The sequence below is a fragment of the Neptunomonas japonica DSM 18939 genome, from assembly GCF_000422765.1.
Lineage (GTDB): Bacteria > Pseudomonadota > Gammaproteobacteria > Pseudomonadales > Balneatricaceae > Neptunomonas > Neptunomonas japonica.
The window spans coordinates 1-14,732 of sequence record NZ_AUGR01000013.1; the positions used below are offsets into that span (position 1 = coordinate 1).

Annotated in this window: 13 protein-coding genes; 8 read left to right on the forward strand and 5 right to left on the reverse strand. The window is 42.3% G+C overall.

What is annotated here, in order from left to right; all coding sequences use genetic code 11:
* The 6 genes from ftsA to G511_RS0108740 form a co-directional block, all read left to right on the forward strand.
* On the forward strand, positions 1-747 hold a 747-nt coding region (ftsA, locus tag G511_RS22285), incomplete at its 5' end, for a cell division protein FtsA (protein ID WP_036551732.1).
* A 78-nt stretch (positions 748-825) separates the two neighbouring features.
* A complete protein-coding gene (ftsZ, locus tag G511_RS0108720) occupies positions 826-1,989 on the forward strand; it encodes a cell division protein FtsZ (RefSeq protein WP_028469296.1) in 1,164 nt (387 codons plus the stop codon).
* Positions 1,990-2,080: 91 nt separating this feature from the next.
* The gene (gene lpxC / locus G511_RS0108725) at positions 2,081-2,995 is read left to right on the forward strand and encodes a UDP-3-O-acyl-N-acetylglucosamine deacetylase (RefSeq protein ID WP_028469297.1); all 915 of its coding nucleotides are present in this window, start codon (positions 2,081-2,083) and stop codon (positions 2,993-2,995) included.
* A 194-nt stretch (positions 2,996-3,189) separates the two neighbouring features.
* A complete protein-coding gene (gene secA, locus G511_RS0108730; RefSeq protein WP_028469298.1) occupies positions 3,190-5,937 on the forward strand; it encodes a preprotein translocase subunit SecA in 2,748 nt (915 codons plus the stop codon).
* Positions 5,938-6,020: 83 nt separating this feature from the next.
* Positions 6,021-7,238 (forward strand): bifunctional glutamate N-acetyltransferase/amino-acid acetyltransferase ArgJ, encoded by a 1,218-nt coding sequence (gene argJ / locus G511_RS0108735; RefSeq protein ID WP_028469299.1) that lies wholly within the window; start codon positions 6,021-6,023, stop codon positions 7,236-7,238.
* A 20-nt stretch (positions 7,239-7,258) separates the two neighbouring features.
* Entirely contained in the window at positions 7,259-8,191 is a 933-nt protein-coding gene (locus G511_RS0108740) for a Nudix family hydrolase (RefSeq protein WP_245573876.1), read from the forward strand.
* On the opposite strand, the gene G511_RS24195 is transcribed toward G511_RS0108740, so the two are convergent.
* From G511_RS24195 to G511_RS24505, 4 genes are all read right to left on the reverse strand, one after another.
* A complete protein-coding gene (locus tag G511_RS24195; RefSeq protein WP_084629052.1) occupies positions 8,172-8,381 on the reverse strand; it encodes a DNA gyrase inhibitor YacG in 210 nt (69 codons plus the stop codon). The genes G511_RS0108740 and G511_RS24195 overlap by 20 nt on opposite strands.
* Entirely contained in the window at positions 8,378-8,992 is a 615-nt protein-coding gene (coaE, locus tag G511_RS0108745; protein WP_028469301.1) for a dephospho-CoA kinase, read from the reverse strand. The genes G511_RS24195 and coaE overlap by 4 nt, the downstream gene beginning before the upstream one ends.
* Positions 8,993-9,059: 67 nt before the next feature.
* Complete coding sequence (locus tag G511_RS0108750) at positions 9,060-9,926, reverse strand: prepilin peptidase (RefSeq protein ID WP_028469302.1); 867 nt, start codon at positions 9,924-9,926, stop codon at positions 9,060-9,062.
* 770 nt (positions 9,927-10,696) lie between these two features.
* The gene (locus tag G511_RS24505) at positions 10,697-10,867 is read right to left on the reverse strand and encodes a hypothetical protein (protein WP_169565744.1); all 171 of its coding nucleotides are present in this window, start codon (positions 10,865-10,867) and stop codon (positions 10,697-10,699) included.
* A gap of 149 nt (positions 10,868-11,016) precedes the next feature.
* Here G511_RS24505 and G511_RS0108765 point away from each other — a divergent pair, with 149 nt between their 5' ends.
* Positions 11,017-11,886 (forward strand): BrxR family transcriptional regulator, encoded by an 870-nt coding sequence (locus G511_RS0108765; protein WP_028469303.1) that lies wholly within the window; start codon positions 11,017-11,019, stop codon positions 11,884-11,886.
* A 1,001-nt stretch (positions 11,887-12,887) separates the two neighbouring features.
* Positions 12,888-13,079 carry a hypothetical protein gene (locus G511_RS0108770; protein ID WP_028469304.1) on the forward strand — a complete coding sequence of 64 codons (192 nt, stop codon included), beginning with the start codon at positions 12,888-12,890 and terminating at the stop codon, positions 13,077-13,079.
* Here the strand turns inward: G511_RS0108770 and G511_RS0108775 are convergent.
* Positions 13,055-14,232 (reverse strand): IS3 family transposase gene (locus tag G511_RS0108775; RefSeq protein WP_156905184.1). Its coding sequence is split into 2 segments (ribosomal slippage): positions 13,055-13,974 and positions 13,974-14,232, totalling 1,179 coding nucleotides; the frame shifts between segments, so codons are not numbered across the junction. The genes G511_RS0108770 and G511_RS0108775 overlap by 25 nt on opposite strands.
* Positions 14,233-14,732 lie beyond the last annotated feature (500 nt).

A 14,732-nucleotide genomic window follows, 5' to 3' on the forward strand; every position in this document is an offset into this window, starting at 1 on the left:
GTGCTAGAGCAATTGGCCTCTAGTTATGCCGTATTGACCGAAGATGAAAAAGACCTTGGTGTCTGCATGGTGGATATCGGTGGCGGTACCACAGATATTGCTATTTTTACCGGCGGCTCTATTCGCCACACCGGTGTGATCCCTATTGCGGGTGATCAGGTCACCAATGACATTGCAATGGCGTTGCGCACACCGACTCAGCATGCCGAGCAGCTGAAGATGAAATACGCCTGTGCCTTAGCGCAATTAGCCAGCATAGATGAAACCATTAAAGTGCCGAGTGTCGGTGATCGTCCTCCTCGTGACCTATCACGCCAAGCATTGGCGGAAGTGGTTGAGCCACGTTATGACGAACTGATCTCGCTGGTACAGGCCGAACTGCGCCGCAGTGGTTTTGAAGACCTCGTGGCCGCGGGCATTGTTTTGACGGGCGGCACAGCAAAAATGGAAGGCGTTGTTGAGCTTGCTGAAGAGATTTTCCATATGCCGGTACGTTTGGCGATGCCACACGGTGTACGTGGCATGGATGATATTTTACAAAACCCTATTTTTGCAACCGGCATTGGCCTGTTGCACTATGCGAGCCAAGGCGGTCAAGTAGGAAGTGCATCATCAGTACATATGCCTTCCAAATCAGCAGTTTTAGCTGGTGAGAAAAGAGAAAGTAAACAAGAAATTTTAAAACCAGTAAAGCAAGGCCCTGGGCTGTTTAGTCGGGTTAAAGACTGGTTTAAAGGCAACTTTTAATTTATTTGATACCCTGGGATGGGGTCAATATGTATCGTCGGATTGCTGTAAAGGCGTTGAGTCCGACAGGAGAATGAAATGTTTGAGCTATTAGACAGTGATCCACAGAATGCCGTGATCAAAGTGATCGGTGTAGGTGGCGGTGGTGGAAATGCCGTTGAGCATATGGTTAAGACTGAGCTTGATGGTGTTGAGTTTATGTGTGTTAACACTGATGCTCAAGCGCTAGCTAAGATGTCTGCTAAGGGGTTGTTGCAGCTGGGTAGTGAAACAACAAAAGGCTTGGGCGCGGGTGCTGATCCTGAAGTAGGGCGCTTGGCTGCAGTAGAAGATAGAGAGCATATTGCTGAGCTGTTGGAAGGTGCTGATATGGTCTTTATCACAGCAGGCATGGGCGGAGGCACCGGAACAGGTGCAGCTCCTATTGTTGCTGATGTAGCTAAAGAGCTTGGTATCCTAACGGTTGCTGTTGTTACTAAGCCATTCCCGTTTGAAGGCCGTAAGCGAATGAAGTTGGCCGATGAAGGGATTGCTGAGTTACGTGAAAATGTAGATTCTTTAATTATCATTCCTAATGAAAAGTTAATGAAAGTACTGGGGCGTAATTGCAGCCTGATTAACGCGTTTAACACAGCCAATGATGTTCTACGCGGTGCTGTGCAGGGAATCGCTGATTTGATTACTCGTCCTGGTATGATTAACGTCGATTTTGCAGACGTGCGTACAGTAATGTCCAAAATGGGCATGGCGATGATGGGTACTGGGTCAGCGAAAGGTGAAGACCGTGCGACGGTTGCTGCTGAAGCAGCGATTAATAGCCCACTTTTGGAAGATGTCGACCTAAAAGGTGCGAGCGGTATTTTAGTTAACATTACAGCAGGCTTGGATTTGAGTCTGGGTGAGTTTACTGAAGTTGGTAACATTGTCGAAGAATATGCCTCTGACGATGCAACAATTGTTGTCGGCACCGTTATAGATCCTGAAATGACTGATGACATTAAAGTAACAGTCGTTGCAACAGGTTTTGATAAGCGTGCAGAGCCGATCAAGGTTGTAACGCCAACGCATCAGCGTAACGATGGCTCAGTTAATTTTAACCAAATTGAGTTGCCAACGGTGTTACGACGACAGAAGCAGGAAGCATTACTTGAGCCCTCATCAGGCCAAGAGTTGAAGTCGGATAAGCAGCAAGATGTTGAGATGTTAGATATCCCAACTTATATTCGTCGACAAGCGGATTAAGATGGTTTTGCGTTAACGGCTTGTGTTGCCGATTTGACGCTATTTTGTTACCATTTTGGGTTATTGAGACAATTAAAATATTGGCGGACGCATGATCAGACAACGAACACTGAAGAACAGTATTAAGGCTACCGGAATTGGTCTGCACACCGGACAAAAAGTGTATCTGACTCTCCTGCCAGCCGCCGTAAATACGGGTATTGTTTTCCGTCGTACTGATATAGAGCCAGTCATTGATATTGCTGCTTGCACCGAAAACGTTGTTGATACCACACTGTCAACTAATTTGGGTAAAGACGGTGTGCGTGTAGCTACTGTAGAGCATCTATTATCTGCTTTGGCAGGTTTGGGTATTGATAACGTTGTTATTGAATTGAGCTCTGAAGAGGTGCCTATCATGGACGGTAGTGCAGCACCGTTTGTGTTCTTGATTCAGTCAGCGGGTATTGATGAGCAAGATGCGCCTAAACAGTTTATTCGCATTAAAAAAGAGATAACGGTTAGTGCTGATGGTAAGTCTGCGACATTCCGTCCTTTTGAAGGTTTTAAAGTGGGTTTTTGTATTGAGTTTGAACACCCCGCTTTTGAAGGCCGTAATAAAGAAACGACATTGGATTTTTCTAGTACCTCGTTTGTAAAAGAAGTGAGTCGTGCAAGAACTTTCGGTTTTATGCGTGATTTTGAATACCTGCGTTCACAAAACCTAGCTCTAGGCGGCAGTTTAGAGAATGCTATCGTTGTGGATGACTATCGTATTTTAAATGATGATGGTTTACGTTACGACGATGAGTTTGTAAAGCATAAAGTACTTGATGCCGTTGGTGATCTTTACCTGTTAGGAAAAAGTTTAATAGGTGAGTTTATTGGTTTCAAGTCAGGGCATTCTTTGAATAACTTACTATTAAATAAGTTATTAGAAACTAAAGATGCTTGGGAAGTGGTTACTTTTGAAGACCATGAGCAGACTGCTCCAATCTCTTATCAAAAGCCAGTTTTGGCAGATTAGATTATTAGAACATTAGAATGCCGGGCTTTGCCCGGCTTTTTAATATAAAGCGATCTGAGTTATAAGATTGTGAGTTAAGTGGTTGAAATTTATAAATCAACCCTAATAGAAAAGACATTCACTTTGTTATTTACCTTAATCATAAAAGTGCAGTTGCTTTCGGCTTCTGGGACTCACGGAAAGATAATCAATATATGTTTACCTCATTGTTTAAAAAAGTCTTTGGTAATAAGAACGATCGAGAGTTAAAACGTATGGGGAAGCTAGTTAAGCTGATCAATGCGTTTGAAGAAGAGATCGAAAAATTATCAGATTCTGAAATAATTGCCAAAACTGAAGATTTTAAGCAGCAAGTAGCGAATGGTACTTCTTTGGAGGCTATTCTTCCTGAAGCATTTGCACTGGTACGTGAAGCGTCTAAGCGCTCAATGGAGCTGCGCCATTTTGATGTACAGTTGATCGGTGGTATCACGCTGCATGAAGGTAACGTAGCTGAGATGCGAACAGGTGAGGGTAAAACGCTTGTAGCAACGCTAGCCGTTTATTTGAATGCACTTGAAGGGAAGGGGGTTCACCTTGTTACGGTGAATGATTATCTAGCAAGCCGTGATGCGGAATGGATGCGCCCTTTATACGAAGCATTGGGGTTAAGCGTCGGTGTTGTTTTATCCCGCCAAGATCCGGATGTAAAGCGTGCTGCCTACGCAGCGGATATCACTTATGGAACTAACAATGAATTTGGCTTTGATTATCTGCGCGATAACATGGCCTTTAGCCTTGCAGAGAAAGTGCAGAGAGAGTTTCATTACGCGGTAGTGGATGAAGTTGATTCCATCCTTATTGATGAGGCGCGTACCCCTTTAATTATCTCAGGTCCAGCTGAAGACAGCTCTGCGATGTACCATAAGGTAAATCTGCTCATCCCTAACTTGTTACGCTTTGATGGTGAGATAGATCCTAAAGATACGGAGCAAGAAATTAATGAGCACTTTGTTGTTGATGAAAAGAACCGCACGGTTGAGCTAACGGAGGCGGGTCATCAGGTTATAGAAGAGCTACTGACTAAAGAAGGGATTCTGGAAGAAGGTGAAAGCCTTTACGCACCTCATAACCTTAACCGTTTGCATCATGTATTAGCGGCCCTTCGTGCACACAATCTCTTCATCCGCGATAAAGATTATATTGTTCAAGATGATCAGGTTGTTATTGTTGATGAACATACGGGCCGTATTATGCCTGGGCGTCGCTGGTCAGAAGGTCTTCACCAAGCCGTTGAGGCTAAAGAGGGCGTTTCTATTCAATTAGAAAGCCAGACTCTAGCATCGACGACGTTCCAGAACTACTTCCGTCTTTACGGTAAGTTAGCGGGTATGACGGGTACCGCAGATACTGAAGCATTTGAGTTGAATCAAATCTATGGGTTGGATGTTCTTGTAATACCGACGAACAGAGAGGTAGCCCGAAAAGATTCTAACGATATTATTTTTCTAACGATGGAAGAAAAATATGATGCAATCGTTAAAGAGATAGCTGATTGTCGTGAGCGCGGACAACCTGTATTGGTAGGAACTGCATCTGTTGAATCATCTGAATTAATCTCTAGTTATCTGAATAAAGCCAAGGTCGAGCACAACGTACTTAACGCTAAGAATCATGAGCGCGAAGCGACCATTATTGCTGAAGCAGGAAGCCCGGGCGCAGTTACTATTGCGACTAACATGGCTGGGCGTGGTACTGATATTAAGCTTGGCGGTAAGTTAGAGCTAGAGCTAGAGAACTTGGTTGATCCAACGGAATCTGATATTGAATTAGCTAAAGCTGATTGGGGAAAGCGTCACGAGCAAGTACTTGCTGCAGGTGGTTTACACATTATTGGTACAGAGCGCCATGAGTCGCGCCGTATCGATAATCAGTTACGTGGACGTTCTGGTCGACAGGGTGACCCAGGTTCTTCCCGTTTCTTCCTGTCATTAGAAGATGACTTAATGCGTATCTTTGCATCCGACCGTGTGCGTGGTTTTATGCAGGCCTTGGGTATGGAGAAGGGTGAAGCCATTGAACATAAAATGGTTTCAAATGCGATTGAGAAAGCGCAGCGTAAAGTAGAAGGTCGTAACTTTGATATTCGTAAGTCTTTGTTGGAATATGATGATGTAGCGAACGATCAGCGTACAGTTATTTACAATCAGCGAAATGAATTAATGGCTTCAGATGATATTTCAGACACGATGAAAGCGATTCGTGAAGAAGTTGTTGATAATTCTATTAGTAACTACATTCCTCCCCAAAGCCTCGCTGAGCAGTGGGATGTTGCAGGCTTAGAGCGAGCGCTAGAAGCTGAGTTTTCATTAAATATGCCTGTTAAGCAGTGGCTTGATGAAGATAGTTCTCTACACGAAGAAACGTTAAGAGATAAAATTCAAGCAGAAATTACTGGCGCATATGATGCGAAAGAAGCCATTGCTGGCGATGAAAGTATCCGCTTATTTGAGAAGCAGGTCATGCTTCAAGTGCTGGATACCCTATGGAAAGAGCACCTACAAACAATGGATCATCTGCGCCAAGGTATTCATTTGCGTGGTTACGCTCAGAAAAACCCTAAGCAGGAATATAAACGTGAGTCGTTCTCATTGTTCCAAGAGCTTTTAGAAAACATTAAGCGTGATGTAGTAAAAATTCTCAGCCACGTGAAAGTGCAAATGCCTGAAGAGGTTGAAGTGATTGAGCAACAGCGTCGTGAGCAATTAGCACAGCAGCAAATGAATTTTGAGCATCAAAGTAATTCTGGTTTTGCTGAAGATTCGGCTGAAGACACAAGCAAAAATGAAGCGCCTGAATTACCTGAAACATTTGTACGAGACGAGCGTAAAGTTGGCCGGAATGAACCATGCCCATGTGGCTCGGGGAAAAAATACAAGCAGTGTCACGGACAATTAAATTAAGACGGTTAAGTAAACTTTTTAATAATATATTATAAAAGAAAGCAGCCTTGGCTGCTTTCTTTATGTTGAGAGAGGATAAGAAAATGGCAATCGGACCCGCTACATTACCAGTACTACACCCGGTGAACGGTGTGCGTTTAGGTGTGGCATCTGCAGGTGTTAAGACAGCAGGACGTAAAGATGTAGTCGTTATCGAAATGGCTAAAAAGTCTACCCTGGCTGGGGTTTTTACTAAAAATGCTTTCTGTGCCGCTCCGGTTATTGTTTCTAAGGAGCATTTAAATCAAGGTAAAAACCGCTTTCTATTAATTAACACGGGCAATGCAAATGCTGGCACTGGTGAAAAAGGCTTAAAAGATGCTTATGCATGCTGTAGTGCTTTAGCTGATGCCGCCCATGTGAAGCAAGCGGATATCATGCCTTTTTCGACAGGTGTTATTGGTGAGCCACTTCCTGTTGATAAGATCATTAATGTTTTCCCTGCTGCTTTGGATAATCTAGATGAGAGTCATTGGGCAGAAGCTGCTGAAGGCATTTTAACCACTGATACACGTCCTAAAGGAGCCTGTGTTCAGTTCATACATGATGGCCAGACGATAACCATTACGGGTATTTCTAAAGGCTCCGGTATGATTATGCCTAACATGGCTACTATGTTAGGTTTTGTTGCAACAGATGCTGCTATTAGTACTGAGTTATTGCAGTCCTTACTTGTTGAAGCCGCAGATTTAACGTTTAATCGTATAACGGTTGATGGTGATACTTCAACAAATGACTCATGTATGTTGATAGCGACTGGGCAATCTGGCGCTGTTCTTACGCAAGAAAATGAAGCGCTTTATCGCCTCTTTAAAGATGCACTTCACCAAGTTATGTTGGAGCTATCGCTAGCCATCGTGAGAGATGGAGAAGGGGCTACTAAGTTAGTAACTATTCGTGTGGAGCAAGCCGCCACTCAGGAGGAGGCGTTAGCGACCGCTTATACTGTTGCACACTCGCCACTAGTAAAGACTGCACTTTTTGCAAGTGATCCAAACTGGGGGCGTATCTTAGCTGCAGTAGGTCGTGCAGGTGTAGAAAATTTACAATTGAATGACCTACAGATCTACCTAGATGAAGTATGTATTGTTGAGAATGGCGGTCGTGCTGATAGCTATACGGAAGAAGCGGGTAAAAGGGTTATGAGTCAGGAGAACATACTGATTAAGATTGTTTTAAATCGTGGACCTATCAATGAAACGGTATGGACCACTGATCTTTCTCATGACTATGTCACCATTAATGCTGACTATCGCAGCTGATGCTTCATTCAGAGAAAAAAATGATACATGTTGCCGCTGCTGTCATTGACGATGGCGAAGGTAATATTTTTCTGGCAAAACGCCCTGATGATAAACATCAGGGTGGTTTGTGGGAATTTCCAGGCGGTAAAGTTGAACAGGGAGAGTCTTCCGAAGTAGCGCTGGCAAGAGAGCTAGATGAAGAGATTGGTATTAAGGTTAATCAGGTTGAGCCTCTAATACAGATCCCTTATCACTATTCAGACAAGTCTGTTTTTCTAGATGTATTTCGTGTCACTGGATTTTCTGGCGAGGCATGGGGGAAGGAAGGTCAGGAAGTCCGTTGGGTACCGCTCAATGAGCTTGATAGTTATCCTTTTCCTGCGGCAAACAAGCCTATTCTCAATGCTGTTTTACTACCTGATAAGCTTTTAATTACGAAGGTTTATAATTCTTTGTCCGAGTGTATTTCTGGGACTGAAGGTGCGATAAATAATTTCTCTTTAAGTTGGTTTATGCTTCGGCAAAAGCAACTATCTGAAGAGGAATATGTTCAATGGGTAAGGGGTATGCGTGAAGTTTCCCCGTTAAATAGTAAGCGTTTGATGCTGAGCTGTTCGGTAGGACTTGCCAATAGCTTAAAAGCAGACGCCTTGCATTTGACTTCTCAGCGCTTGATGGAAATGTCTGGTCGAGAAGAGTTTTCTGGGCGCTTTTTAGGGGCTTCCTGCCATACGCAAGAAGAGCTTAATAAAGCGCAATTAATGCAGTGTGACTATGCGACCTTGTCGCCGATCAATCCAACTAAAAGTCATCCTGATACACCTGCATTAGGCTGGGAAGCCGCCTCAAGCATCATTGCTCATGCAGCTTTACCGGTGTTTTTATTGGGAGGCATGAATCAGAACGATTTAATACAAGCTAAGAGTATTGGTGCTCAAGGTATCGCTGCTATTAATGCATGGTGCTCGTAAAGTTGTGGCTGTCGCTACTGGGCTGGTCATCATAGTCATCGACAGATGGTGACACCGGTAGTTGGTATTCCTCACTTGCCCATGCACCTAAATCAATAAGCTTACAACGATCACTACAAAAAGGGCGCGAACTATTAGTTTCATCCCATATTGATGGGCCGGAACATTGAGGGCATTTTATCTTTTTCATGTGCGGTACTCGTTTACTGCTAACTCACGTAATTTTATGTCGAGTAGCTTTATTTGGTTTATTAGATTGCCTAGATTGGTGCTGTTATCTACTACAGTATCAGCAAGCTCGAGCCTAGCCTCGCGACTTAGCTGTGCTTTCATAATACGTTGTACCTGCTCTTTATTGTTTTGATCACGCGATATAACCCGCTCAACTTGTAAGCTTTCAGGGACATCAATAACAATAATATGATCAACCATTTTATGTTGATCTGTTTCAAGCAAGAGAGGAGAAGCTAAAATGACAAAAGGTGCAGTTCCTTGATAGCTCTCTATCTTTTCCATAATTCGGTTACGAATGATGGGATGCAGCAACTGCTCAAGCCACTCTCGTGATTTAATATCAGAAAAAACAGTTTCCCTTAAGCTGGCTCGATCTAATTTTCCGTTCTCTGACAGCATGTGTGAACCAAATTGTTCAACTATTTTTGTTAGTGCTGCCTCGCCCGGCTCCACCACTTCACGGGCTACAATATCAGCATCAATTATAGGTCTTCCCAATAGTTCGAACTGCGAAGATGCTGCACTTTTTCCGCTACCAATACCGCCAGTTAAACCAACCACTAACATAATAAGGACCTAATGAACCTTGGGAAAATATTTTTAGAACTAAAACTGTTTACTATATAGGCACTATTTATAACATTAAAAGATAAGCCGCGGTTATCTGATCACCCCAAAGTAGTGCTACCCAGCCGGCAATAGCAAGATAGGGCCCAAAAGGAAGCGGGTTTTGGGCTTCGTGTCGTTTAAATGACATCAGCATAACTGCAAGAATAACACCGGCCACGGAAGAGAGTAAAATTATTAACGGAAGTGCTGCCGCGCCACACCATGCGCCTAAAGCCGCTAATAATTTGAAGTCCCCATACCCCATGCCTTCTTTGCCAGTCAGCAATTTGAATGCCCAGTAGACTGACCAAAGAGATAGGTACCCAAGTGTGGCTCCCCATACAGCCGCTTCCAAAGATGCAAAGCTATTTTGTGTATTAATCAACAGGCCTAACCATAGCAATGGCAATGTGATTCTATCTGGGAGGAGTTGATGGTCAACATCAATAAATGTGAGTGAAATTAAACACCATGTGAAAAATACCGCTGCCAGTCCGTAAGCATTGAAGCCGAATTGATACATGGCAACAACGCTTAACATTGCAGTTAATAACTCAATTAAAGGGTAGCGTAGAGGTATGTGGTTTTTGCATGAAGAACACTTTCCACGTAGTACGATATAGCTAACAACAGGAATGTTTTCATACCAGCGGATTTTATGCTGGCAAGAAGGGCAGGTTGAATCGGGTTTCGATAAATTAAATGTATCAGTTTTGTGTTCAGATTCTTCGTCACTGCCTTCTCGTATGCTTTCTTGCCACTCACGCTCCATCATTACCGGAATGCGGTAAATAACGACATTAAGAAAGCTGCCTACTAATAGAGAGAAAGTAAAAGTAAAGATGGCCGCATATAGCGGTTCTGAGCTTAACCAGTTTATTAATGGGGTCATATTGTGTGTAATACCAGAACTTAAGTTACAAAGAATATAAAACTCGGATGGTTCTTCATATTAAAGCAGTAAAAAAATGTTTCATTGTGTTGTTTTTGAATTAAAATCCTTAATATTCAATCTCTTACACCTCTTTCATATTGTTAGTAATTATATTTGTTTCAAAATCATTCAAAAATAATAGGATTTCTGTAAAGAATTAGAGTTTATGAAACGATTGCTTCGCTTAATAAGTAGTCCAGCGAAACAATCTTAAGATTAGCCAAGAAACAAAAAAAAGCAAAATGGTTGATCGGGGCTCTAATACAATCCTCGCAAAAGTTTGATGATGTTAAGCTTAGATTGGCTCATGTGTGGCCATTGTAGCAGCCAGTCATTGCCGAGATTATCTTAAAGTTATGCACTAATAGATACTAGCATCTGTTGAGCTTTTATAAATAAAAAGAGATCTTTTCCTTAAGATCTCTTTTGTTAGTTAGTCTGGCATAGAACGAAAATGTGTACCTACTTCTTCCCAGCGACCTAAGCGAAAACGCAAGTAACCACACACATGGACAATCTTCGGTTTAACCATAATGAGACCTCTTAACTAAAAGTTGAGAAGGAATCTCTTGAAATATTCGACGCTTCCATCTAGTCTTCATACTGTTACGTAGGCATGAGTATTAAATGAGTTGGTATGAGACCTCCTTACATAATACCAGTAGCAAGCTTCTTTAGAGCTTATTACTTGTCGAACTGATGAATAGGCATTGATGTGGAGTCAATGTCTATTTTTCTTTGCGTACTCCCTTATACGGCTTCCCATCCTGTTTTACATCCATAATTCTCCCTGTATCTGAATCCCTCTTTGCCCAATTTCCTGCAGGTGTTTGGAATTGAGAGCGCTTGCGAACGGCTCCTTGTCTATGTCCATCACCATAAGGTGCATTTGTAGCCATTGTTTAATACCTCTTTATCGTTAAGATTTAACAATATCCGCCAAACTTTTAGTGGATATTAATCATACTATACCGATCATATTGATTATGTCAATAAGTCAAAATAGTGCTATTGTTATAATCATAACTATTATAATTAAGGCAGTGCTATGAACTTTCCTAAAGCAACTCTAGAGCGTTTCAAGCATATTGAATTCCTTCTGCAGTTTAGGGGCTGGGTTAACAGAAGCGACTTAATTGATTACTTCGAGATTGGGGAGGCTGCTGCGACTAGGGATTTCCGACATTATAAAGATCTATGCCCAGAGAATATGGCGCTAAATAAAAGCAGCAAAAAATGGGAATTACAGGCAGAGACTTTTATCCCTCGATTTCCACTTACGTCATCAACAGTGTTTGCCAAGCTTAGAAATCCACAACTGAGCGAGGCAGTAGGCCTTGGTATTGGAGACTATGCTCTAAGCCCTCCGCGCCTTTCATTCCCTGATACTGAGACGCTTGCTGTAATAACACGAGCGATAGCATTAAAGTCGGCAGTAAGAATAGTATATGTTGCAGCTTCTAGAGTTTCAGAGTTCGCTGAAATAGTTCCTCACTCATTAGTGGATAACGGATTAAGGTGGCATGTTCGATCATATGATCGAACAAATAATAGGTATTGGGATTTTGTATTAGGGCGAGTTAGTAGTGCAGAGCTAATAAACGGAAAGCTCCAACTCCATGAAACAATTGAAAATGACACTCAATGGAACAGGCAAGTACGTCTTGAGTTAATTCCACATCCGAACAAAGAGAATCTGCCTAATGCTGAAGCGCTTATGCTTGAATATGGAATGGAAGAGGGATTATTAATTCATACTGTAAGGGCTGCGGTAGCGGGCTACTGGTTAAGGTTATGGAATGTAGATTGCTCGAAAGATTCCTCACTTAAGGGGAAACATTACCAGCTTTCACTTAATAATCCTCAGACACTCTATGATGTCTCCAACGCACTCATGGCCCCAGGGTATTTGAGCTAGGGGTTACCCATATAATCTTGTATCAGCACTTACTTCTACTTGATTATTTCATAAAAGGGCAGAGTTGACGCGAACTAGCTGTCTTTCTGGTGATTATCAGCTGAATTGTTAAGTCAGAATAACCTAGGTATTCGACTGCCCCCCAAGCTCCTGTACTTTGAGCTCGTGTTTGCTTATCCATGATTAGAGATAGTGGTGAGTTAAAACATCGGTATCTGTTAAGCATTCCTACAAAGGCCAGTTATTGGGTAACATATTATTAGTAAATTTAACGGAAAATTTGTGTTACGTCGTAACAAATTAAATAAGCATGGAATACAACGCGCGAATAACATGGGTCCTTCCTACCTTGAAGAACACATAACTCCTGTGCCTTCAAGTTTACCCCCCAACGAACTCAAATTATGAGAAAGACTATCTTGGATTGTGCTCACAAGTACCCACCTGAGAATCCTTAAGTACTGTTTGGTGGGATAAATCCAGACTGAGAGTCGATTACAAGTCTGCTAATATAAAGTAGCTTCTTAGGTGAATTATATCCACTAAAGCAAGAGTGACTGAACGTGACATTCATAAGATAATACAGTGCATAGGTTTTGTGCACAGCTATAAAAATTACCACTCATTCGTACTGATCACTGCATGATCGATAAAGGTTTCAAATGAGAGGGGTAGAGCAAAAGCTATAGTAGGTTGGGTGCACGAAAATAGTGAGAGATCGATATAGTGATCCCGTTGTAACGCCAAATGCTTTTTTACCAGCGATGGGTATGAATCTTTACTAACAACGCGAAACTCGGTGAGTGATTACCAGGCATCAAAAAGATGCTGTTAAAGCACTGTCTAAGGCTTTTCAAAGAAATGTTGGTTTACAGCTAGTGGTGAAACATGAGCAATTTTAAAAAAACTACAAAATATGTATTTAGAATGATTTTGTTCTAAAGTTCTTCCATCGTGTTCTCTACTCTTCGTGACGAAAATTGGCATACTTAGGAATATATATGGCAAGCAAAAAAATGCTCAGTGTTGATGAGACTTGGTATTTTAAAGAATATGTAATTAAGCTGCTAGACCCTTACAGTAAAAGCTATAATAAGTGGTTTGATCTTCGAGGAAAAATTGAATTAAAAGAATGCTTATCAAAGCTAATCGATGCTCTGTGTAGTGGTCAAGTAAAACTAGCCACGTTTTGAGAGGTATTCCAGTAACGAGCTTCGACTACGTTAGGTGAAACACCCCCGTTAAATTGATGCGGTCTAGTCTGGCTGTAGTAGCCAATGATATATTCAACTATTGAACACTTGGCTTCAGCCAGTGAACGGTAACCTAGCTTGGGTACCCATTCTGTTTTTAAGCTTCTAAAAAATCGCTCCATGGGCGCATTATCCCAACAGTTTCCTCGGAGACTCATGCTTTGCTTTATGCGATAACGCCACAATGTCTGTCTAAATTTAAGACTGGTGTAATGACACCCCTGGTCAGAATGAAACATAACATCGGCGGGCTGCCCGCGTGTCTCGTAAGCCATTTTCAACGCCCTGACAGTCAGCTCACTATCAGGTGATCGAGAGATAGCCCACCTCACAGGTTTACGGCTAAATAAATCCATCACCACTGCGAGATAAGCCCAGTGTTGGCCCGCCCAGATGTAAGTTACATCACCGCGCCATATCTGGTTGGGCTGTGTAGGTGAGAATTCACGATTCAACGTATTAGGAATCACCCTGTGTGGCTTCGTTGCTTTTGTATACCTTGGATGTGGCGGCTGACTACTGTGTAATCCCAGCTTTTTCATCAGCTTAGCTGCTCGATAACGGCTTAGCTTAGTGCCTTCATTCGTTAAAATTCCCGCAATGCTTCTTGCGCCAGCAGAGCTATTACTGAGTTCAAACGCTTGATTAACTTGAACTTTAAGCTGTTCGTTCGCTAGATCGATTGTATCCTTATGATTAACCCAGTAACGATAACTACTGCGATTAACATTGAACACTCTACAAGCCAACGCTACCGAAAAGCTCTCTTGTAATTGATGAATTAACGTAAACCGTTCACCGAGTCTGACATCAAGAGAGCCGTAGCCTTTTTTAGTATCTCTTTCTCCATCTCAACACGCTTAAGTTGCTTCTCCAGCTCTTTAATACGTTGTTGATCAGGCGTGAGTGGTACGCCAGAACTAGGCTTGCCATCACGTTCTGCGCGTAACAATCTAGCCCACTTATCGATTGTAGATTTCCCTACGTTCATTGCCTCAGCGGCTTCTCGTACGGAGTAGCCTTGATCAACAATGAGCTGAGCACATTCGAGTCGAAACTCAGGTGAGAAATTACGTTTACTTCGGGTAGTCATTTTGCTTACCTGTATTATCAAGAGGTGATGATATCACCTCTAATCAGGTGGCCAAATTCACTATGCCACTACAAGCAGACTTGCTTTGAAGGACAGGCAATATCTATTATGCAGGGGAGAGTGTGAGATGCTCACAATGAATGGAGCCTTTTACTTCATATTTAAACTTCTCTGTGGGGGAAGTAATCCTTCTGCCTATGAGGTTGAAAGGGTAAACAATAGTTAGTTCTTGGCTAAAATGAGCAACGAAAGCAGCTTTGAAATGAAAGATTTTAAGGTCAATTCTGAGTAACTATACCTTACCCCTTATTGTGCTCTATTTATTCACGGGATGTTTCTTTCAAATATCTATATTTCTTTTAAGTTTTGGTGTTTGTTGGGATGAAGGGCGTATGTTTTCTTTTTTGCTACTTGCAGCCAAATTTAGTACCAATGATCCACCCATGTAGGTTGTATCGAACATGCGGCAGAACCAATAGGTAGGCGAAAACTCAGCTTTA

Bases quoted from the DNA above. Each gene is read 5' to 3' on its own strand.
- G511_RS24505 (WP_169565744.1), bottom strand. From the start codon at position 10,867: ATGGCTACAAATGCACCTTATGGTGATGGACATAGACAAGGAGCCGTT.
- G511_RS0108770 (WP_028469304.1), top strand. From the start codon at position 12,888: ATGGCAAGCAAAAAAATGCTCAGTGTTGATGAGACTTGGTATTTTAAA.
- G511_RS0108750 (WP_028469302.1), bottom strand. From the start codon at position 9,926: ATGACCCCATTAATAAACTGGTTAAGCTCAGAACCGCTATATGCGGCC.
- G511_RS0108740 (WP_245573876.1), top strand. From the start codon at position 7,259: ATGATACATGTTGCCGCTGCTGTCATTGACGATGGCGAAGGTAATATT.
- secA (WP_028469298.1), top strand. From the start codon at position 3,190: ATGTTTACCTCATTGTTTAAAAAAGTCTTTGGTAATAAGAACGATCGA.
- G511_RS24195 (WP_084629052.1), bottom strand. From the start codon at position 8,381: ATGAAAAAGATAAAATGCCCTCAATGTTCCGGCCCATCAATATGGGAT.
- lpxC (WP_028469297.1), top strand. From the start codon at position 2,081: ATGATCAGACAACGAACACTGAAGAACAGTATTAAGGCTACCGGAATT.
- coaE (WP_028469301.1), bottom strand. From the start codon at position 8,992: ATGTTAGTGGTTGGTTTAACTGGCGGTATTGGTAGCGGAAAAAGTGCA.
- G511_RS0108765 (WP_028469303.1), top strand. From the start codon at position 11,017: ATGAACTTTCCTAAAGCAACTCTAGAGCGTTTCAAGCATATTGAATTC.
- argJ (WP_028469299.1), top strand. From the start codon at position 6,021: ATGGCAATCGGACCCGCTACATTACCAGTACTACACCCGGTGAACGGT.
- ftsZ (WP_028469296.1), top strand. From the start codon at position 826: ATGTTTGAGCTATTAGACAGTGATCCACAGAATGCCGTGATCAAAGTG.